The organism is Streptomyces sp. ITFR-6 (assembly GCF_031844725.1).
In the GTDB taxonomy this organism is placed as follows: Bacteria; Actinomycetota; Actinomycetes; order Streptomycetales; family Streptomycetaceae; genus Streptomyces.
Genome location: NZ_CP134612.1, coordinates 4,362,962 through 4,381,712, shown reverse-complemented (window position 1 = coordinate 4,381,712; position 18,751 = coordinate 4,362,962). Strand labels below are relative to the sequence as shown.

15 protein-coding genes and 5 pseudogenes are annotated in these 18,751 nt (G+C 66.9%); 17 read left to right on the top strand and 3 right to left on the bottom strand.

Features of this window, described 5'->3' with window-relative positions; translation table 11 throughout:
- Window positions 1–97 precede the first annotated feature (97 nt).
- Window positions 98–346, top strand: a complete 249-nt coding sequence (locus RLT59_RS19925) for a type II toxin-antitoxin system CcdA family antitoxin (RefSeq protein ID WP_073787485.1) — start codon at window positions 98–100, stop codon at window positions 344–346.
- Complete coding sequence (locus RLT59_RS19920; RefSeq protein WP_311304640.1) at window positions 343–744, top strand: DNA-binding protein; 402 nt, start codon at window positions 343–345, stop codon at window positions 742–744. The genes RLT59_RS19925 and RLT59_RS19920 overlap by 4 nt, the downstream gene beginning before the upstream one ends.
- A 213-nt stretch (window positions 745–957) precedes the next feature.
- Here the strand turns inward: RLT59_RS19920 and RLT59_RS19915 are convergent.
- Window positions 958–2,251 (bottom strand): annotated as a pseudogene (locus RLT59_RS19915) (IS256 family transposase).
- A 377-nt stretch (window positions 2,252–2,628) separates the two neighbouring features.
- Between RLT59_RS19915 and RLT59_RS19910 the strand changes: the two are divergent.
- From RLT59_RS19910 to RLT59_RS19880, 7 genes and pseudogenes are all read left to right on the top strand, one after another.
- A complete protein-coding gene (locus RLT59_RS19910) occupies window positions 2,629–3,087 on the top strand; it encodes a hypothetical protein (protein ID WP_311307792.1) in 459 nt (152 codons plus the stop codon).
- Window positions 3,084–3,734, top strand: a complete 651-nt coding sequence (locus tag RLT59_RS19905) for a hypothetical protein (protein ID WP_311304639.1) — start codon at window positions 3,084–3,086, stop codon at window positions 3,732–3,734. Before RLT59_RS19910 ends, RLT59_RS19905 begins: the two co-directional genes overlap by 4 nt.
- Before the next feature lie 3 nt (window positions 3,735–3,737).
- Entirely contained in the window at window positions 3,738–8,450 is a 4,713-nt protein-coding gene (locus tag RLT59_RS19900) for a putative T7SS-secreted protein (protein WP_311304638.1), read from the top strand.
- Complete coding sequence (locus RLT59_RS19895; RefSeq protein ID WP_311304637.1) at window positions 8,447–9,253, top strand: colicin immunity domain-containing protein; 807 nt, start codon at window positions 8,447–8,449, stop codon at window positions 9,251–9,253. The genes RLT59_RS19900 and RLT59_RS19895 overlap by 4 nt, the downstream gene beginning before the upstream one ends.
- A gap of 84 nt (window positions 9,254–9,337) precedes the next feature.
- A pseudogene (locus RLT59_RS19890) lies at window positions 9,338–9,472 on the top strand (DNA-binding protein); the annotation flags it as partial.
- 154 nt (window positions 9,473–9,626) lie between these two features.
- Window positions 9,627–9,809, top strand: coding sequence for a hypothetical protein (locus RLT59_RS19885; protein ID WP_311304636.1), 183 nt, complete (start codon window positions 9,627–9,629; stop codon window positions 9,807–9,809).
- A 234-nt stretch (window positions 9,810–10,043) separates the two neighbouring features.
- Window positions 10,044–10,223: a hypothetical protein gene (locus RLT59_RS19880; protein WP_311304635.1), complete on the top strand. Its 180-nt coding sequence runs from the start codon at window positions 10,044–10,046 to the stop codon at window positions 10,221–10,223.
- 136 nt (window positions 10,224–10,359) lie between these two features.
- Here the strand turns inward: RLT59_RS19880 and RLT59_RS19875 are convergent.
- Window positions 10,360–11,496, bottom strand: a pseudogene (locus tag RLT59_RS19875) (IS1380 family transposase); the annotation flags it as partial.
- A gap of 101 nt (window positions 11,497–11,597) precedes the next feature.
- On the opposite strand from RLT59_RS19875, the gene RLT59_RS19870 reads away from it, so the two are divergent.
- From RLT59_RS19870 to RLT59_RS19835, 8 genes and pseudogenes are all read left to right on the top strand, one after another.
- Entirely contained in the window at window positions 11,598–12,428 is an 831-nt protein-coding gene (locus RLT59_RS19870) for an IS5 family transposase (RefSeq protein WP_311304634.1), read from the top strand.
- The gene (locus RLT59_RS19865) at window positions 12,425–12,847 is read left to right on the top strand and encodes a hypothetical protein (protein WP_311304633.1); all 423 of its coding nucleotides are present in this window, start codon (window positions 12,425–12,427) and stop codon (window positions 12,845–12,847) included. Before RLT59_RS19870 ends, RLT59_RS19865 begins: the two co-directional genes overlap by 4 nt.
- Window positions 12,848–12,925: 78 nt before the next feature.
- A pseudogene (locus tag RLT59_RS19860) lies at window positions 12,926–15,337 on the top strand (RHS repeat-associated core domain-containing protein); the annotation flags it as partial.
- An 80-nt stretch (window positions 15,338–15,417) separates the two neighbouring features.
- Window positions 15,418–15,846 carry a hypothetical protein gene (locus RLT59_RS19855; RefSeq protein ID WP_311304632.1) on the top strand — a complete coding sequence of 143 codons (429 nt, stop codon included), beginning with the start codon at window positions 15,418–15,420 and terminating at the stop codon, window positions 15,844–15,846.
- 79 nt (window positions 15,847–15,925) lie between these two features.
- Complete coding sequence (locus RLT59_RS19850; RefSeq protein ID WP_311304631.1) at window positions 15,926–16,195, top strand: hypothetical protein; 270 nt, start codon at window positions 15,926–15,928, stop codon at window positions 16,193–16,195.
- 60 nt (window positions 16,196–16,255) lie between these two features.
- Window positions 16,256–16,420: pseudogene (locus RLT59_RS19845) on the top strand (polymorphic toxin type 28 domain-containing protein); the annotation flags it as partial.
- A 24-nt stretch (window positions 16,421–16,444) separates the two neighbouring features.
- On the top strand, window positions 16,445–16,699 hold the full coding sequence (locus tag RLT59_RS19840; protein WP_311304630.1) for a hypothetical protein: 255 nt from the start codon (window positions 16,445–16,447) through the stop codon (window positions 16,697–16,699).
- Window positions 16,647–17,066, top strand: a complete 420-nt coding sequence (locus RLT59_RS19835; RefSeq protein ID WP_311304629.1) for a pentapeptide repeat-containing protein — start codon at window positions 16,647–16,649, stop codon at window positions 17,064–17,066. Before RLT59_RS19840 ends, RLT59_RS19835 begins: the two co-directional genes overlap by 53 nt.
- Before the next feature lie 547 nt (window positions 17,067–17,613).
- Here the strand turns inward: RLT59_RS19835 and RLT59_RS19830 are convergent.
- On the bottom strand, window positions 17,614–18,624 hold the full coding sequence (locus tag RLT59_RS19830; protein ID WP_311304628.1) for an Lrp/AsnC family transcriptional regulator: 1,011 nt from the start codon (window positions 18,622–18,624) through the stop codon (window positions 17,614–17,616).
- Window positions 18,625–18,751 lie beyond the last annotated feature (127 nt).

Sequence of the window (18,751 nt, the reverse complement as noted above, 5' to 3'; positions counted from 1 at the left end):
CGCCCTTTCGCTTCCCCATCAGGAAACCGACGCTTACCCCCGCGAGCAGCCGAAGCACCGCACAGCAACATCCCGCATACTCCAGTATGCTCGGCCTATGTCCTCCACGACTCGCATCACCGTCACGCTCCCCAGCGACCAGGTGGCGGAGCTCCGCAAGCTCACGGACAACGTCTCCGGCTATGTAGCGGAAGCCGTGGCCCGCCAGATCAGGCACCAGCTTCTGGGCGACGACCTCCGCCGCCACGAGGAAGAGCATGGAGGCTTCAGCGACGAGGAGCTCGCCGAGGCCCGCGCGAGGATCTTCGGCTCCGCCGGCTCTTCCAAAGACGCGGACGCCGCGTGAGCGAGCGCATCGAGACCGTCGTCCTGGACTCGGAAGGACTGTCCGCCTGGGTCGCGCAGGACCGCAAGCTCCTCGCCATGCTGCAGGTCTTCCACGACATGGGAGCCGACCTGGTCATCGGGGCCAACACCATCGTGGAGGTCAGCCACTCCCGCACCAACATGCCTCGCCTGAACTGGGCCCTGTCCCGCGTCAAGGTGGAGCCCGTCACCGAAGCGGCGGCGAAAGCAGCAGCGGAACTCCTCAAAGGTGCCGGACTGCACGGGCACAAGTACGCCATCGACGCCACAGTCGCCGAGGTCGCGCTCCGCCAGCCGAAACCCGTCGCCCTGCTGACCTCCGACAGCGATGACATGACCAAGCTCTGCGGCAACCAAGTCCGCATCGTCCCCCTCTGACCAGTCGGCCCGCCCGGAGCACGCGTCGCACTGCCAGCTCTCGTGCCCCATCCGTGCCCAGCAGAGCGGACAACAGCGGCCAGATACGGCTCCCAGAGACCGGGAGCCATCCACCTGCCCGTTCCGAAATCGCAGGTCAGAGCCCCTCCAACAACGTAAGAACCGTTGATTCCGGGTCTGTCAAACGAGCGGTGTAACTCGGGTTGTTGAGGGTTACTGGCGTGCTGCGGAGAGTCGGCCGTCGAAGGTGATGTCGAAGGCGTTCAAGGCTGTCTTCCAGCGCATGGTCCAGCGGGCCTGGCCCTTGCCGGTCGGGTCCAGCGACATGATCGCCATGTAGACGCACTTCAGGGCGGCCTGCTCGTTCGGGAAGTGGCCGCGGGCTTTCACCGCCCGTCGGATCCGCGCGTTCACGGACTCGATCGCGTTGGTGGTGCAGACGATGCGTCGGATCTCGGTGTCGAAGCGGAGGAAGGGAGTGAACTCCTCCCAGGCGTTCTCCCAGAGCCGGACGATCGCTGGATACTTCTTGCCCCACGTGTCGGCGAACTCCGCGAACCGCTCGAGTGCGGCCTCCTCGGTCGCCGCGGTGTAGACGGGCTTGAGTACCTTGGCGATCTTGTCCCGGTCCTGGCGGGCTGCATAGCGGAAGGAGTTCCGCAGCAGGTGGACCACGCAGGTCTGGACGGTGGTGCGGGGCCAGACGGCCTCGACTGCCTCGGGCAGGCCCTTGAGCCCGTCGCAGACGGGCATGAGGACGTCGTTCACTCCGCGGTTCTTGATCTCGGTGAGGATGTGCATCCAGTGCTTGGCACCCTCGCCGCCGTCGCTAGGCCCACAGCCCGAGAATGTCCCGCCGGCCCTCGGCCGTGACGGCCAGGGCAACGTAGATGGGCCGGTTCGCCACGGCGCCGTCGCGGATCTTCACGTGGATAGCGTCGATGAAGACCACCGGATAGACCGAGTCCAGGGGCCGGTTCTGCCATTCGGCCATGCCTTCGAGGACCTTGTCGGTGATCGTGGAGATCGTCTGACGGGACACCTCAGCGCCATAGACCTCGGACAGGTGGGCCTGGACCTCACCGGTCGTCAGGCCCTTCACGGCGAGCGAGATGACCATCTCGTCGACGCCGGAAAGGCGCTTCTGGCGCTTCTTGACGATCTTCGGCTCGAAGGAACCCTCGCGGTCGCGGGGCACGGTTATCTCCACCGGGCCGACGTCGGTCAGCACGGTCTTGGCTCGGGTCCCGTTGCGGCTGTTGCCGCCGTTCTTCCCGGCAGGATCGTGCTTGTCATAGCCGAGGTGGTCGGTGATCTCACCCTCGAGAGCGGACTCCAGGAGTCGCTTCGTCAGCTGCTGGAGCAGCCCGCCCTCGCCGGTCAGCTGCAGGCCCTCGGCCTGAGCCCGGCCCACGAGCTCGTCGATCAGCCGGTCATCCACAGACTTCGGCGGCACCGGCTCAGACGGCTCGACAGTCTCGGCCTCGGTCACGTTGTTGCTGGTCATCGATGCATCTTCCATGATCGGGAGTTACACCGAACGTTTTACAGTCCCTTGATTCCCAAGCTCAGAGCGCGAGTTCGATTCTCGTCACCCGCTCCATAATGAAGGCCCTGGCCAGTGGCCGGGGCTTCTTTGTTGTCTGGCCCACGGTGTTTCTCCCGTGAGCTGCGCTACCGGCGTCTGGTGTGCCCTGAGAACGCCGGAACCGTCACCCAGCACGATGGCCCGCGTGGGCCAGGCTGTCCGACACAGGTGTACCCCGCTCAACCTTCACGCCCCTACCGGCCGAAAGCAGTCAGCCCGACGGAACCACTGCTGCGTGGCGGACGTGGTGTTCTACGGTGTTCGGGACCGATCGGCGGATGGTGAACGGGGGCTTCATGGCCGAGGGGACGGTGCTGGCGGAGCGGATAGCGGATCAGCGGGCCGGGGTGGGTGATCCGCGGGCGCTGCTGGGGGAGTTGCGGCGGGCGCTGGTGCTGGTGCCGTTGGAAGGTGGCGGGTTGTGGACCGCGGGGTCCGGCGGGGTGCGCTGGGTGTGCGGGTTCACGGACGAGGCGGCGTTGGCCCGGTTCGCTCAGGCGCGGGACGCCCTCGATGGTGGCGGGGGCGCCGGGCGGTCGTGGGAGTTCGCGGAGTTGCGGGGTGCCCGGTTGCTGGACGAGATCGTTCCGGCGATGGGGGTGCCGGCCGGGGTCGCGGTGAACATCGCCGATCCGGACGGGTCCATGTTCTTCCCGCCAGTGGCGGGAATCGTTCCGGATGCGGTCGCCATCGACGAGCAGGACACGGATGCTTCGGCGGCCGCACCGTGCCACGGCGAAGGAGGCGGGCTGTGAGCGGTGGTGGTGCGGGTGATCTGAACATAGATCCGGGGAGCGTCCAGAAGATCACCAGTGGTCTGCGGGCGGCGGTGGACGAGCTGGAGGCGATCGGTTCCGGCACCGGGGCGGTCCTGGGCAAGGGGGTGTCGGGTCTGTCGATGACCGGTATGGAGGCCGGGCATTACGGGTTGTCGGTGACGTTCGAGGACTTCTGCGAGCGGTGGGAGTGGGGGGTTCGGGCGCTGGTCCAGGACGCCAACGCCATCGCGGCGGAGCTGGGCCTGTCCGCCGGGGTCCTGTGGGAGGAGGAGAAGTACATCGAGGGCACGCTGAAGGTCGTGGTCAACGCCGGTGTGGGCAATCCGAACGCGTCCGAGGACGACGTCGTCAAGCAGGGCTGGGGTGATGTGTTCACCCCGGACTACCTGAGCCCCGACTACAGCCCCGAGTCGTTCGAGCGGGCGGGGGACGAGGCCGGGCAGACCTGGAAGGACACCGGCCGGGCCCTGGTGACCGAGGGCAACGGCGGCCGTCGGACCGAGTTGATGAACCAGTTGCTCGGCGTCGACCAGGAAGCCTTCGACCGGCAGGTCGACGAGACGTTCGGGCCCTCCCCGGAGGAGCGGGCCCGCCAACAGCAGCAGGACAACGGGGGGAACTGACCCATGGGACTCGGGGATCTTGTCAGCGATCTGACTCCGGACGTCATCGAGGACGCCGTCGAGGACGGCACGAAGTGGGTCGGTGACCGGGTCGAGGACGCCGGGGACTGGACGGCCGACCGGCTGGAGGACGTGGGCTGGGACTCCGGCGCGGACTGGGTACGTGAACAGTCGCGTTCGGTCGCGAACCGGATGGGCGCCGAGGTCGAGGAGATGGACCTCGGACAGACCGAGGACAAGAAGAAGCTGGTCTACGGCAGCCCGTCCGAAATCCGCTCCTCGGCCGGTCATCTCAAAGCCCTGCAGGGCGCGTTCGACAAGGTCGGCGGCGGGCTCAAGGGACTGGACGCCTCCGAGCTCAAGGGCAAAACAGCGGACGCGTTCCGCGACTCGGTGTCCATCGAGCCGCCGAAATGGTTCAAGGCCTCCGACGCCTTCGAGAAGGCCGCGGGCGCGCTGGAGTCATTCGCCGGGACAGTCGAATGGGCGCAGGGTCAGGCCCAGTTGGCGATCGACAAGTGGAAAGCGGGTACCAAAGCCTCCGAGGAGGCGATGGACGCCCACAAGAAGAAGTGCGACACGTTCAACAAGGCCGTCGACACGTACAACGCCATGCCTTCCGACAAACGCGACCCCTCCACGCTGCCGCCCAGGCCCGGCGAGTTCACCGACCCCGGCAAGGCGCGTATGGAGGAGGCCCAGCAGTTGCTGGCGGAAGCCCGTACGCAGCGCAACACCGCAGCCGAGACGGCCCGCACCGCGGTAGCCGCCGCACGGGACGCCGCGCCGAAGAAGCCGAGCTACGCCGAGCAGGCCATGGACGGGCTCGCCGAGACCCAGATCATGAACGCGCACTTCGTCGGCGGGGTCGCCAAGGGCACGGCCGGGCTCCTCAACTTCGTACGCACCGTCAACCCGATGGACCCGTACAACCTCACCCACCCCGCCGAGTACGCCCTCGCGCTGAACAACACCGCCGCCGGACTCGTCCAGGTCGCCAACGACCCCTGGGGCACCGGCAGGCAGATGGTCACCGAGTTCATGAAGGACCCCGCCGAAGGGCTCGGCCGCCTCGTCCCCGACCTCGTCCTCACCGCCGCGACCGGCGGCGGCGGCGCCGCGGTCAAGGGAGCCCGCACCGCGAAGGAACTCGCCGACCTCGCCCAGGACGCGAACAAAGCACGCCGCCTCATCGACGACGCCCCCGAAGGCACCCACAACCGCACCCCCGAGGAACGCACCACCAAGGGCACCGACCCGGTCGACCTCGCCTCGGGCCGCATGTTCCTGCCCCAGACCGATGTGGTCCTGCCCGGCGTCCTGCCGCTCGCCTTCACCCGCCGCGTCGAATCCGGCTACACCGCAGGCCGCTTCTTCGGCCCCTCCTGGTCCTCCACCGTCGACGAACACCTGGAGATCGACGCGAACGGCGTCATCCACATCACCGACGACGGCCGCCTCATCACCTACCCCCACCCCGCACCCGGGCTCCCCACCCGCCCGGAATCCGGCACCTCACGCAACACTCTGGAACGCGACGCATCCGGCGACTACACGATCACCGACCCCGAAACCGGCCTCACCCGCTACTTCGACGCCCCGCCCGGAATCGACCCCGGCGAAGACGGCACCGCCTGGCTCAGCGAGATCAGCGACCGCAACAACAACACCATCACGTTCGACCGCACCGAAGACGGCACACCCCTGGCACTGGTCCACTCCGCCGGCTACCACCTGAAGCTGGCACTGGCAGACGGACTCGTCACAAGCCTGGCGCTGCTCACCCCCACGACGGACGAGAACGGACTCACGACCGCCGACCCAACCGCGGCCCTCCCCCTGCGCACCTACGGATACACCGACGGCAACCTCACCAACGTCACCAAACCATCCGGCGCCGCCCTCACCTTCGCCTACGACGAACACCGCAGGGTCACGGCCTGGATCGATTCCAACAACAGCCGATACAGCTACGCCTACGACGACCGGGACCGCGTCGTCGCGGAGGGCGGCGAGACGGGCCACTTCCAGCTCACCCTGACATACACCGAACCTGACCCGTCCACGGGCAACCGGACCACTACCCTCACCACCGCCGACGGCCGCTCCACCCGTCATCTCGTCGACAGCAGGTGCCGAGTCCTGGCCACCACCGACCCACTCGGCCACACCACCCGCGAAACCTTCGACGCCTACGGGCACCGGCTGACGCACACCGACGCGCTCGGGCACACCACCACGTTCTCCTACGACGAGGCCGGCAGACCCGTCGGTGTCAGGCGGCCGGACGGCACCGAGCTGCGGGCTCAGCGGGACGCATCGGGCCTCATCACCACGCTCACCCATGCGGACGGCAGTCGATGGCATCAGGAATTCGATGAACGTGGCAACCGCACAGCACTGACCGACCCAACCGGCCGCACCACTTCCTACTCATACGACACCTACGGTCGGCTCGTCTCTCTCACCGAGGCGGACGGAGCTACGACCGAAGTGCTCCATGACCCCGCAGGGCTCCCGGTCCGTGTCACCGACTCGCTCGGCGCCACCACACACTTCCAATTCGACGTCTTCGGCCGCCTGGTCCACATCACGGACCCGCTGGGGTCCGAGACCGTGTGCCAGTGGACGCCTGACGGTGAGCTTGCCAGCCGTACGCACCCCGACGGCGCAACGGAATCGTGGACATATGATGGCGAGGGCAACCGCACCAGTTACACCGACCCTATGGGGCGGTCCACCCACTTCGAATATACCGACTTCGACCTGCTCACCACCCGCACAGATCCTGACGGAGCGCGCTACGCCTTCCAGCACGACAGTGAACTCCGTGTCACCCAGGTCACCAACCCTCAGGGGCTGACCTGGGCGTACACCTATGACTCCGCCGGTGAGCTCATATCGGAAACAGACTTCGGCGGCCGCACCTATGCCTATACACGTGACCCAGTAGGGCAGGTAATAGCCCGTACGAACCCGCTCGGCGAGAACGTCGCTTACGAACACGACGCGCTGGGCCGCGTCATCCGCAAATCCTCCGCCGGAAAGGAAACGACCTACGCCTACGACGACGCGGGGCGCATGGTCCGGGCTGTCGGACCGGACGGCGAACTGACCCACCAATACGACCGGGGTGGACGCCTCCGAACAACGATGACCGACGGGCACGTCATGACCTACGCGTATGACGCTCTTGGCCGCCGTGCGCGACGTGTGACGCCCACTGGTCGGTCCACCAGCTACGGCTACGATGCCGCTGGCCGACTCGCTCATCTGAACGCGGGCACCCAACGCATCAACTTCACCCTTGATGCGGCAGGCCGCGAACTGACACGCACTTTCGGCGACACGCTGACCCTCACCGCGACCTTCGACGAGGCCGGCCAGCTCTCCACTGAGCGGCTGACCCACGGCGCGCGCGCTCTGGTGAGCCGCACCTACAACTACCAGCTCGACGGACATCTCACAGACCTCGACGACAACCTGCGCGGGCGTCGGCATTTCGATCTTGATGCGATCGGTCGAGTCACCAAGGTCACTGCTGCGAACTGGACGGAGACGTACTCCTACGACGGCGCTGGTAACCAGACGACCGCCTCATGGCCGGCTTCTCATCCGGGCAGCGAAGCCACCGGGCCCCGTGCGTACGTCGGCACGACCATCACGCGTGCCGGAAGGGTCCGTTACGAGCACGATGCTCTTGGTCGCATCACCCTGCGCCAGAAGGCCCGCCTCTCCAGGAGGCCCGACACCTGGCGATACTCGTGGGACGCCGAGGACCGTCTCACCGCCGTCACTACACCGGATGGGACACGATGGCGTTACCGGTATGACCCGCTGGGCCGGCGCACCGCCAAGCAACGCCTTGGCGACGACGGATTGACCGTCGTCGAGGAAACTCGCTTCACCTGGGACGACGCTACCCTCTGCGAGCAGACGACCACCTCCCCGAGCCTCCCCCGCCCGGTCGTTCTGACCTGGGACCACCAGGGCACACGCCCCATGGCCCAGCACGAACGCATCATTGCTGCGGACACCGATCCATCGACGACAGACGAACGCTTCTTCGCGATCGCCACGGATTTGATTGGTGCTCCCGCCGAACTCGTTGACGAGTCCGGAAATCTCGCCTGGCACTCTCGGACAACGCTCTGGGGCACCACCGCCTGGGGAAAAACCAATACCGCTTACACCCCACTCCGGTTCCCCGGCCAATACCACGACCCCGAGACCGGCCTCCACTACAATCTCAACCGGCACTACGACCCCGAGACTGCCCGCTATCTCACCCCGGATCCACTCGGCCTCACACCGGCACCCAACGCATTCACCTATGTTCACAACCCCCACTCATCGTCCGACCCACTCGGCCTCGCCCCCTGCCCTCGCGGCGGCTGGGAAAAGAAGGCAGACTTCTCGAGTCAGAAAGTAATGAGCAAGAAGTTTCATGCACATGGCGACGATTTTTTGGACGCGAAAGGCAATCTGAATGGAGCAAACCTGAAACGGTTCGAAGAAAGCATGCGCTCCCATATAACCGCAGACGGGACAAAAATTTACCGCTTTGATTACAGAGGCCAGGGACCAGCCGTGGGTTTCATCAATCCAGGCACCCAAAAAATGGTGATGCTCCACGCGGACGGGAAATTTTGGTCGGCCTGGAAATTGGGAGACAAACAATTTAAAGACATCATCGACAAGGGATTCCTTTGGTGACTGATTACAACATCCCGGGCGAAGCGAACTCCGATCAGCTGGGGATTTTGTCCAGCCTCGGGGATTACAACTCGGCCTGGTTGGCCGTCGGCGCCAAGCTCGTCGTTCCGGTGCCTGCCGGCTCGCGCGTGGACGACGCTCTGGTCCAGCGCATCACCGAAGGCTGCCGCACGGGAGGAGCGGACGCTGTACTAATGGTGGCGATCGGGTCCGAAACTGCTTGCCGAACCTGGCGTCCGATTGCACCAGACATAGCGGCATCGGAATTGGTTGGATTCGGTCCTCCCCTCCTTCTTGCCTCGTCGGACCGGCAGGGTGCGATTCTGTTCCCCCGCCCCGGGTACGTGCTAGTAGCAGGAACAGCAGGATTTCTGAAGGGCGCTGTCCCGGAAGGGGTGGACGGGGGGCGAGCCCGCTTCGGACGATACGTCCGCACCGCAGCCAAGCGATGGCCGGAACTCAAGGACATCTCGCAGTCATTTTCCCCCCGCCACATCGCCTGGGCCCGCGCACGGGAAATTCCCGCCGGAACAGGCGCTGCTCGTCAGGTGAATCTGATGCAGGCCTTCACCGCGGGGTCCATCAGCGGAGCGGACTTCGCCCGCGGCTGGCTGGACGCTCGCCGCACATCCCAGGACAACGGCGAGAGGCTCCGCGACCCACTCCTCACGGCCTTCGATCAGATCTTCTCACTGTTGGAAGACTATTCCATCGATCCGGCCCTCAAAGATCCTGACGACCTATCGGATGAAGAGCTGATGGATGCGGTACGAAAAACCATGGAGCGTACCGATGGATTTTGATGACCGCCGCGTGCGACTCTCTTCGGAAGGTGCACGAGAATTTCAGTGATACTCGAAGGGATGCATATACCTCCCTCTTCTCGGGTCCTGTCCCGTGTCAAGGTGGAGCCCGTCACCGAGCAGGCGGCGAAGGCGGCGGCTGAGCTCCTCAGAGGCGCTGGGGTGCACGGGCACAAGTACGCCATTGACGCCACGGTCGTCGCAGGGGCATTGCGTGAAGAGGTTTTGCGGCGTCTATGCGTGATGGGGTGTCATGTCCCGTGTCATACAGGTTTGTTGCCGCATGCAGCACAGGCACGGGGCCGGTGATCATGTGAGTGTCTACGTCCCATGATCACCGAGCGAGCCCGCGCCTGCCCCGACATCCTCTCCCATGCCCGCCGCGCTGGAGCACCTGGCCCTGGCCGAGGGGCCGGCCCCGCTGGCCGACGCCGTTGACCTGCACAAATTCCTGGCCCTGGTGCCCGATCCACGTGATCCGCGCGGACGGCGCTACCCGCTGAACGCGCTGGTGAGCGCGGTGGCCGCGGGCGTCCTGGCCGGGCCCGGTCCCTGAGCGCGATCGGTGAGTGGCTCGCGGACGCGCCCGCGTGGGCCCTGCGCTGTCTGGGCTTCCCGCCCGACCCGCTCACCGGCACCGTGCCCGTTCCCCAACCCGGCACCGTCCGCCGCCTGCTGGCCCGCCTCGACGACGACCTCCTGGACACCGCGATCGGCGAGTTCCTCGACGCCCGCCGCACCCCGCCTCGGGCCCCCGAAGGGGTCCCGAGGCGGGGTGCGGCCGATCGCCGTGGACGGCAAGGCCGTGCGCGGCTCGCGCACCGGCGACCGCACGGCCATAACCCCGCTCGCGGCGATGGCCCACACCGGAGAAGTCCTGGCCCAGCGCCAAGTCGCCGACAAGAGCAACGAGATCCCCGCCTTCGCCCCGTTTACCTTCATCATTGGTGAGTTCCCGTCAGTTTGCTGATGATTGCTTGGCGTTGGGGTGGTGCAGTCTTTTCGGGTGCGGGGCGGGCCGAGGGCCCGACGGTCGCGTCGGGTGTGCGCCGGGTTCCACTTTCCCGGGTGGTGGTGCGGGTTGTCGGGACGGTCGGGCCAGCTGGTCAGCCGGGGTTCGGGAGGGCTTGGAGCCGGTCGATCGCGTGGGAGATGACCTCGGTCCAGGGCCATCTGGCGGTGAAGCGGAGCCAGCGGCGGCGGCCGGTGTGGATGAGCTGCGCGGCGGCGGAGAACAGGCGGAGCCGGAGTCGTTTGGGTTCCCAGCGCCGGGCGTCGCCGGTCAGGGCGAGCATCGGCATCCAGGCCAGCAGGTCGAGGGCGATGGAGATGATCTCCAGCCAGATCCGGTTCTGTGCGGTGTCGTGCGGGGGCAGGTTGCGCAGGCCGGTGTCGCGGGCGTTTCGGATCCGGTCCTCGCAGCGGGCCCGCCTTCGGTGACGGAGTTCAAGGTCGGCGAGCTGGCCGCCTTTGGTGTTGGTCGCGAAGCAGGTCAACCGCAGTCCGTCGAGGTCGGTGGAGCGCAACTGGGCGCCGGGGTGAGGCCGTCCCTTGCGGACGATCAGCCGCATCCCCCTCGGCCAGCTGGTCAGGTCGGGCATGTCGGTGATCTCCGCGACCCAGGCGCCGGGCCGCTCCGTGCCGCCGGAGTCGTAGGCCGGCGTCCACGCCTCCTTCGGGATCTTCAGCACCGCCTGGTGGATGGCGTCGGTGATGGTCATGCCGACGGAATACGACAGCCACCGGCCCCGGCGGGTCAGCCAGTCGAGGAAGGCGTGAGTGCCGCCGGCGGAGTCGGTGCGGATCAGTGTCTGGCGTCCGCGCCGCAGGTTCCTGGGCAGTTGGGCCAGGGCGAGTTGGGTGGTTTCGATGTGATCGCTCGCGGTGTTGGAGCCCGCATTGCCGGGCCGCAGCAGTGCGGCCATGGGCTCTCCGGCCCCGGCCTGGCCGTGGTCGACGAACGCGACGAGGGGGTGATGACCGAAGGTCTTCTTCCAGGTCGCGGTGGCGTCCTGCTTCTCGGAGTGCGCCAGGACCAGCACTCCGTCGATGTCCACGATCACGCTGCCGTCGGCGGCCCGGCCGTTGCCCCCGGCCAACTCCCAGACTCCGCAGCGCACTTCCGCTCGGGCCGTGCGGATCGCGGTGAGCGCCTTGGGCCCGGCCGCGGCCAGGGTATCGATGAGGCGAGAGACGGTGGGATCGGAGGCCACCGGGCCGAACACGTCGGGCTCGGCCCTCAGAGGGCGGAATGAGAGTACATAGGAGTTTTGTCGTCGCCTGAACGTGTGGCGGTGGGGCATCCCGGCCGGTCGGTGGTCATTGGCATGTTGGGCTGGTCGCCGTGAGCGAGCGCAAGCCCTACAAGACCGACGTGAGCGACGAGCAGTGGGCGCTGGTCGAGCCGGTGATCACCGCGTGGAAGGCCGCGCATCCCTCGGTCAGCGGCCATCAGGGCCGATACGAGATGCGGGAGATCGTCAACGCATTGCTCTACCAGGGCCGGACCGGTTGCCAGTGGGAGCTGCTCCCGCACGACTTTCCGCCGCCCGGCGCGGTGAAGTACTACTTCTACACCTGGCGTGACGACGGCATCGATCAGACCATTCACGACCTGCTGCGCTGGCAAGTGCGGGAAATGGCTCGTCGGAAGGCGGACCCGAGCCTGGTGGTGCTCGATACCCAGAGCGTGCACGCGGCGGCTGGAGTGCCCACGCAGACGGCGGGGCGTGACGCGGCAAAAAAAGTACCGGGCCGCAAGCGCGGCCTGGCCGTTGACGTGTCGGGGCTGGTGATCGCAGTGGTCGTTGCGGCCGCGTCGGCGCACGAGAACGCCGTCGGCCTCGCGCTGCTGGACAAGGTCGCCGCCGACACCGACACCGTGGAGAAGGCCCTGGTCGACCAGGGCTTCAAGAACGCCGTCGTCGCGCACGGTCAGAAGGTAGGCATCGAGGTGGAGGTCGTGGAGCGCAACCCCGCGCAGACCGGGTTCGTTCCCCAGGCCAAGCGGTGGGTGGTGGAGCGCGCGTATGGGATCTTGATGCTGCACCGCAGGCTGGTGCGTGACTACGAGCATCTGCCCCGCAGTTCGGAGTCGCGGGTGTACTGGGCGATGACCGCGGTGATACTGCACCGGCTGACCGGGGCGACCGTGCCGGCCTGGCGCACCGCATGACCGGCGGAGAGCTGACGCTCGGCGCGGTACTGGCGCGGCTGGAGGAGCGGGAACGGGAGATCACCGCGCAGGCCGGGACGATGCGGGAACAGATCACGCAGCTGACCACACAGCTCGACGAACTCGGCCGGGCCGCCGAGGAAGTCCGGATCACCCGCAAGACACTGCTGGAGCTGCCCGACCCCGGGCCGCCCGCGCCGCCGGCGCCGCAGCTGCCGGATCATCCGGCCTACCAGCAGATCATGGCGGTGTTCACCGCGGCCGACCACCCGCTGCGGGCCCGGCAGGTGTGCGAGGCGATGGACCTGACGGTCGCGCCCAACAACATCAACAACGTCCGCCTGAAGCTCAAGCGGCTGGCCGACCGCGGGATCCTGGCCGAGACCGAGCCAGGCTTGTTCACCCAGCCCCGGCCATAGTCGACCGACGTCGCCACAACCTGTCCGCTTGTCCCGCACGAAACGAAGAATCGGGCATCAGGTCTCATACCGCCCTCTCAGACGTTCGACGACCGCGGGAACCGGACGGCGCTCACTGGTCCGTCCGGTCTCATGACCCGCTATTCCTACGACGCCCGTGGTCGATATGTCTCCGTCACGGACGCAGCAGGGGGGACGACCGAGGTCCTGTGTGACCCTGCAGGGCTCCCGCTCCGGCTGACAGACCCGCTCGGCGCCACGACTTCTTTCCAGCTCGACGCCTTCGGCCGTCCGGTCCGCAGCTCGGATCCGCTGGGAGCCATCACCGAATTCAAGTGGAGCGACGATGGCGAACTCGCCGCGCGTACGGGTCCCGGCAGCGCTACGGAGACATGGACCTACGACGGCGAGGGCAACCGCCTCGCTCACACCGATGCCGCGGGCGGCACCACCCGTTTCGAGTACACGCACTTCGATCTGCTTTCGGCCCGCACGGACCCGGGCGGCGCCCGTCACGAATTCGTCCACAACGCCGAGCTACGCCTGACACAGGTCACCAATCCACAAGGGTTGACCTGGTCATACACGTACGATGCGGCTGGTCGGCTCGTTTCCGAGACAGACTTCGACCAGCGCACCCTCACGTACGAATCCGACCCGGCGGGGCAGGTTGTCGGCCGGACAAACCTCTTGGGCGAACGCCTTGACTACGCTCACGACCTTCTCGGGCGGGTGGTCCGGAAGGAGGTGGCGGGCGAGACAACCACGTATGGCTATGACAGCGCCGGGCGCATGGTCAAGGCCGCCGGGCCCGAGGGCCAGCTCATCTATGGATACGACCGTGCCGGGCGCGTCAAGACGGAGATGGTCGACGGCCGCGTCATGACGTACGCCTACGACGCCGCAGGCCGACGAACTCGCCGAGTCACGCCCACCGGCCGGTCAACCACGTACGGATACGATGCCGCAGGCCACCTGGCCCACCTGACCGCCGGGGCACACCATGTCTCCTTCACCCACGACGCAGCCGGCAGGGAACAGCAACGGGTCTTTGGCGATGCCCTGACGCTCACCTCCAGCTTCGACCAAGCGGGCCGCCTGTCGGCGGAGCAGTTCAGCCACGGGGACCGGACTCTCCGCCGCCGCGCCTACGCCTACCGGGCGGACGGGCATCTGACAGACCTGGATGACACACTGCGCGGTCCATGTCACTTCGACCTGGACGGTGCCGGACGTGTCACCTCTGTCAGCGCGGCCGGCTGGAAAGAGACGTACACGTACGACGCCGCCGGTAACCAGGCAGCTGCCTCATGGCCTGCCTCCCATGCAGGGCCGGAGGCCGTCGGTCCCCGCTCGTACGACGGCACGGCCATAACCCGGGCCGGCAGGGTGCGCTACGAGCACGACGCTCTCGGCCGCATCGTCCTGCGCCAGAAGGTGAGGCTGTCCCGCAAGCCGGACACATGGCACTACACCTGGGACGCGGAGGACCGTCTCATCGGGGTCGCCACTCCGGACGGCACTCGGTGGCGTTACTCGTACGACCCTCTGGGGCGCCGCACTCTGAAGCAACGGCTCGCCGAGGACGGGCGCACGGTCGTCGAGGAGACCAGGTTCACCTGGGACGGCAACACGCTGTGTGAGCAGACCACAACCTCGCACGTTGTGCCTCACACCGTCGCCCTGACATGGGACCACCGCGGGGTGCGGCCACTGGCCCAGAGCGAACGCATTCTGACGCCGGCTTCCTCGGACGCCGCGATCGACGAACGCTTCTTCGCCATCGCCACCGACCTGATTGGTGCCCCCACCGAGCTGATCGATGAGTCAGGCGGTCTGGCCTGGAGCACACGGGCCACCCTCTGGGGAACCACCACCTGGTCCAGATCGAGTACGGCCTACACCCCGCTCCGGTTCCCGGGCCAGTACCACGACCCTGAAACCGGGTTGCACTACAACGTCAGCCGCCACTACGACCCCGAAACTGCCCGCTACCTCTCTCCCGATCCCCTCGGACTGGCACCGGCTCCGAACGCTGTCGCCTACGTCGCCAACCCTCATCGGTGGTCCGACCCACTCGGTTTGGCGCCGTACGAGCCTCTGCGTGAGGGCTACACATCGTCTCCTGGATTCGAGAAGGATCCGTATCACCCCGACGTCGTGGAGCGGCGGATCGAGGCGAACCGCGAGCTCTACGGAATCAAGGACCCCGACGCGAAGGGCATGATCGGGGCCAACGGAACCCAGATCACCAGCAAGACGTTGTGGAATCATGGGCCATACCGGATCGACGTGGAGAATCTCGATCCCGGTGGGCGAGCCGGACAGTTGCACTTCCAGGACCAGAGCAATAAGGGCGCGAAGTACCAATACGACTTCGAGACAGGTAAGTTCGAGGGCCTTCCGCGTAGCATCGAGAAGTCCGTCGGGAGCAGTCCAGGCTTCCTTGCAGGAATCAGAAAGGGGCTCGCCGCACTCGGCGAGGGCTAGACATGCGAAGCAATGCTCGAATGAGGGCGCTCCTGCAGGAGACGGACACGGCAGGACTGAGCTCCCAGGACATCCCACCTATGTTCCGTGAAGTCGTGGGACGCGGCTGGTCATTGACGCCCGCCGGCGGGCGGGTGCTGACCGATCTCCTCCCCGAGGACCTGCCGGCATACTCCGACCGGCTCGCGGAGGAAACCACGGTCAACGGCAGGGGAATGACGGACTACGACCTGCCCACCGCGACGGACGAACGTGCGCCCCTCCTCGTACGGAGGTGCCTGGCCTACGTCGCCGCGTGCCTGCAGCGCGCCCAAGAAGACTTCGGCGACACCGCGGTGAAGTCCTACGTCTCGTTCTCCTTCGCTGATACGGACGAGGCGCCACTGACCTCCAACATCACGTTCTGCACACCCCTTCCCGACGTCCGCCCCTACATCCCGGACCTTGAAAGCGTGAAGGACGCCGCGGTCGCGGAGTTCTCCGCGGAGGACTGCTCCACCTGGTTGTGAGGGTGCGCTGGACACCCGCGTCCTCCTCCTCGCCGACCTCGGCGGCGTACGCCTACGCCAAGGCGACGTCGACGGTGCCATGACCACCTGGCGCGGCTTCCTCGATTGCGCCGACGGCAACCGCTCGGTGAACGTGCAGGCCGCCCTCCAAGACATGCGCCTCCGCCTGCGCCGGTACAGCGAAGTCCCGGAGGCGCAGGAGCACCGCGAGCGGGCGGCCCGCATCACGGGGCAAGTCTCGAAGTTGTGGCGTCTCCTCACCACCGACACATTGCCCGGCGAGGTCGATCAGTTCGTCGACAACGAAACTCGCCATAGAGGTATGGGGGCTCAAGGCGCTCACGCATGAGATCTGCAAGCTCACCCGCATGCAGGCCGACCAGGTGCTTGACATCCCCTCACTCAGGCACAGCAGGGACTGGAGAACGTCCGTAAGGTCCTCTGGAAGGAGATGGAACGACTGCCGGAGGGGATGACGGATCGAGAACTCGAAGTCCTCATCAAGAAGTACGACGAAACAGTCTACCACCTGGATCGCGTAAAGGGCTTCCTGCACCAGATCAAACAACAGTGACAAGAGGGACGGAACGCCAGCCGCATGACCACTCCCCCCAGCATCCCGGACGAAGAGAGCCACGCAACCGAGTTACGGAGGCGATGGGCTCAGTCTGAGAACGCGCCCTTCCTGGTCGAGCTCCGGTCCGCCCTGACCGCGGGCACCGGCGACTGGCGCGCGATGGTGCGCTCATGGACGCAGCCGTGGGGCACCGATAACGACCTGGGCGGCATCCCACTGGCCGGTGCGAATCTCTCGGGTCTGGACCTGTCAGGCGTCCACCTCGGCTACGCGTGACCTGCGTGGCGCCACCCTCACCGACTGCGACCTCACCGACGCCTTCCTGACCGGTGCCGACCTGCGCGGGGCGAGCCTGGCGGGCGCCGTACTCACCCGAGTGAACGCCGGCCTCTGCGACCTCGGCGACGCCGACCTGACGAGGGCTCATGCCGACGACTCCGTCCTCTCCCGCGCCCGCCTGGCCGGTGCCGTGGCCTGCGGAGCCTCCCTGCGCGGCGCGAGGCTCGTCGGCGCCGACCTCACCGGCACTGACCTCACCGACGCCGACCTGACGGACGCCGTCCTCATCTCGGCGAAGACTGACGGGGCCGTGCTGACCGGCGCCCGTATGCAGGGCGTCCGCCGCGGATCCCTGCGTCCCTGAAGCCCGAAAGCTGCGGTTGTCCCCCTCGCGCTCACCTGCGGCTACATGGAGGAGGCCCGGTCCTTGAGAACAGCACGGGCGCACCGTCTCGGAGTTCTCCACGCAGAAGTGCTCCCCCAGATCGTGAGCGTGCGCGCGCACTGGCATCCCCGCTGGCATGCCCATCGGTGCGCACCCCGACGGATATCCGCAGCACCCCGCCACTCATGCCCCATCCATGCCCAGCCCGACGGACAACAGCGGTGAACACGGGGCCCGCGAGACCACACCAGGAGCACCTGCGGAGTGACGTATCAGCAGGTCAGGGCGCACGGGGCAACCGTAGGCGCCGGTGATTCCCAAGCTCAGAGCGCGAGTTCGATTCTCGTCACCCGCTCTTTGATGAAGGCCCCTGGTCAGTGATCAGGGCCTTGACCTTCGTCCGAGAGCCATGCGGGTCCGTCGTGTGCGTGTCCGGGGTCGCCCCAAGTTCGCGCGAAGGTCTGAGGCGTGCCCTTTCAACAACCGAATACTTCGGAGCCCCCAGGGGCCGGTGCGCCTGTACATGTCATGCGCTTCGACGCCGCACGAGGAGTGGGCCGGCGCGTTTGATTCTGCGGCCGGTTAGCGCGGTCTCGACATGGCGGATTCCCTCCAGCGCTCCCAGCCGGTCCGTCAGGTAATCGTGCAAGGCTGCGGCACTGCTGAGTTCGAGGAAGGCGAGAACGTTGGTCGGCCCGGTCGTCGTGGAGGCAAAGGCCACTTCGCCGTGGGTTGCGAGCTGCTTCCCGACGGCGGCCAGCCGGGCCGGTGCAACATCCAGCCAGCAGATCGCCTCGACCGTGCGGCCGTAGAGCCGGGGGTCGATCTCGACCTCGAACAACAGCAGGCCGTTCTCGGCGAGATCGTTGACGCGGCGCCGTACCGTGGACTCGGGAGTGGCTGTCAGGTGCGCCAGTGCAGCGATGCTCGTACGGGCATCCTCGGCGAGCAGGCGCAGGAGTCGTTGGTCCTCCGGAGTTGGTGTGACCCGGGCGTCGCGCTCATGGGACATGACGGTGTTCGGGGCAAGTTCGGACTCCTCGTCCAAGGTCAGTGCGCCGAGACGTCCGCCCCAGCCGCCGACTCCGGCCACCGGGGCGAGCAGGCACTGCGCGGTGAGGGAGGAGATATTCCTCCTGCGGCCGAGCTGGTCGAAGGCGGTGCCAGGTCTGTCGACGTCCGCCGGGTCAGCCTGGACGATGCATGTCAGCTCGGTTCCCGGGGCCATGGAGGCGACCCAGGAGGTGTCCTCACGACCGGCAAGCGCGGCGCCGATCGAGTCGACCACTTCGGGCATCGAGCGGATCCGGACGAACCAGTCGAGGTGACCAAGGCGCCGCGCGTCGGAAATGCCAACGACGCGGAGCGCGAGATGGGAGCGCAGGCGCTGGTAGCGCCGGGCCACCGTGCGCTCGCCGAGGTCCAGCACTGCCGCGATGCGGCTGAACGAAGCCCGCCCGTCGACCTGAAGCGCGTGAATGATCCGCCGGTCAGTGGCGTCGAGTGTGACGCGATCCCCCGTCATATCCCTTTCCATGCACCTGTTCCACCGATGTACTCCGATTCTACGTTCGAAAGCTGACCGGCGCGCGAGGCTGAGAGCTCGGTCCCGCAGCGCAATCCCCCTCTGCGCCCACCCGCCGCACTCAGCAGTCTGCCGAGGA

Coding starts and splice junctions, on each gene's coding strand:
- RLT59_RS19925 (WP_073787485.1), top strand. CDS start 98: ATGTCCTCCACGACTCGCATCACCGTCACGCTCCCCAGCGACCAGGTG.
- RLT59_RS19910 (WP_311307792.1), top strand. CDS start 2,629: ATGGCCGAGGGGACGGTGCTGGCGGAGCGGATAGCGGATCAGCGGGCC.
- RLT59_RS19900 (WP_311304638.1), top strand. CDS start 3,738: ATGGGACTCGGGGATCTTGTCAGCGATCTGACTCCGGACGTCATCGAG.
- RLT59_RS19885 (WP_311304636.1), top strand. CDS start 9,627: ATGCCCGCCGCGCTGGAGCACCTGGCCCTGGCCGAGGGGCCGGCCCCG.
- RLT59_RS19865 (WP_311304633.1), top strand. CDS start 12,425: ATGACCGGCGGAGAGCTGACGCTCGGCGCGGTACTGGCGCGGCTGGAG.
- RLT59_RS19855 (WP_311304632.1), top strand. CDS start 15,418: ATGTTCCGTGAAGTCGTGGGACGCGGCTGGTCATTGACGCCCGCCGGC.
- RLT59_RS19850 (WP_311304631.1), top strand. CDS start 15,926: ATGACCACCTGGCGCGGCTTCCTCGATTGCGCCGACGGCAACCGCTCG.
- RLT59_RS19840 (WP_311304630.1), top strand. CDS start 16,445: ATGACCACTCCCCCCAGCATCCCGGACGAAGAGAGCCACGCAACCGAG.
- RLT59_RS19830 (WP_311304628.1), bottom strand. CDS start 18,624: ATGGAAAGGGATATGACGGGGGATCGCGTCACACTCGACGCCACTGAC.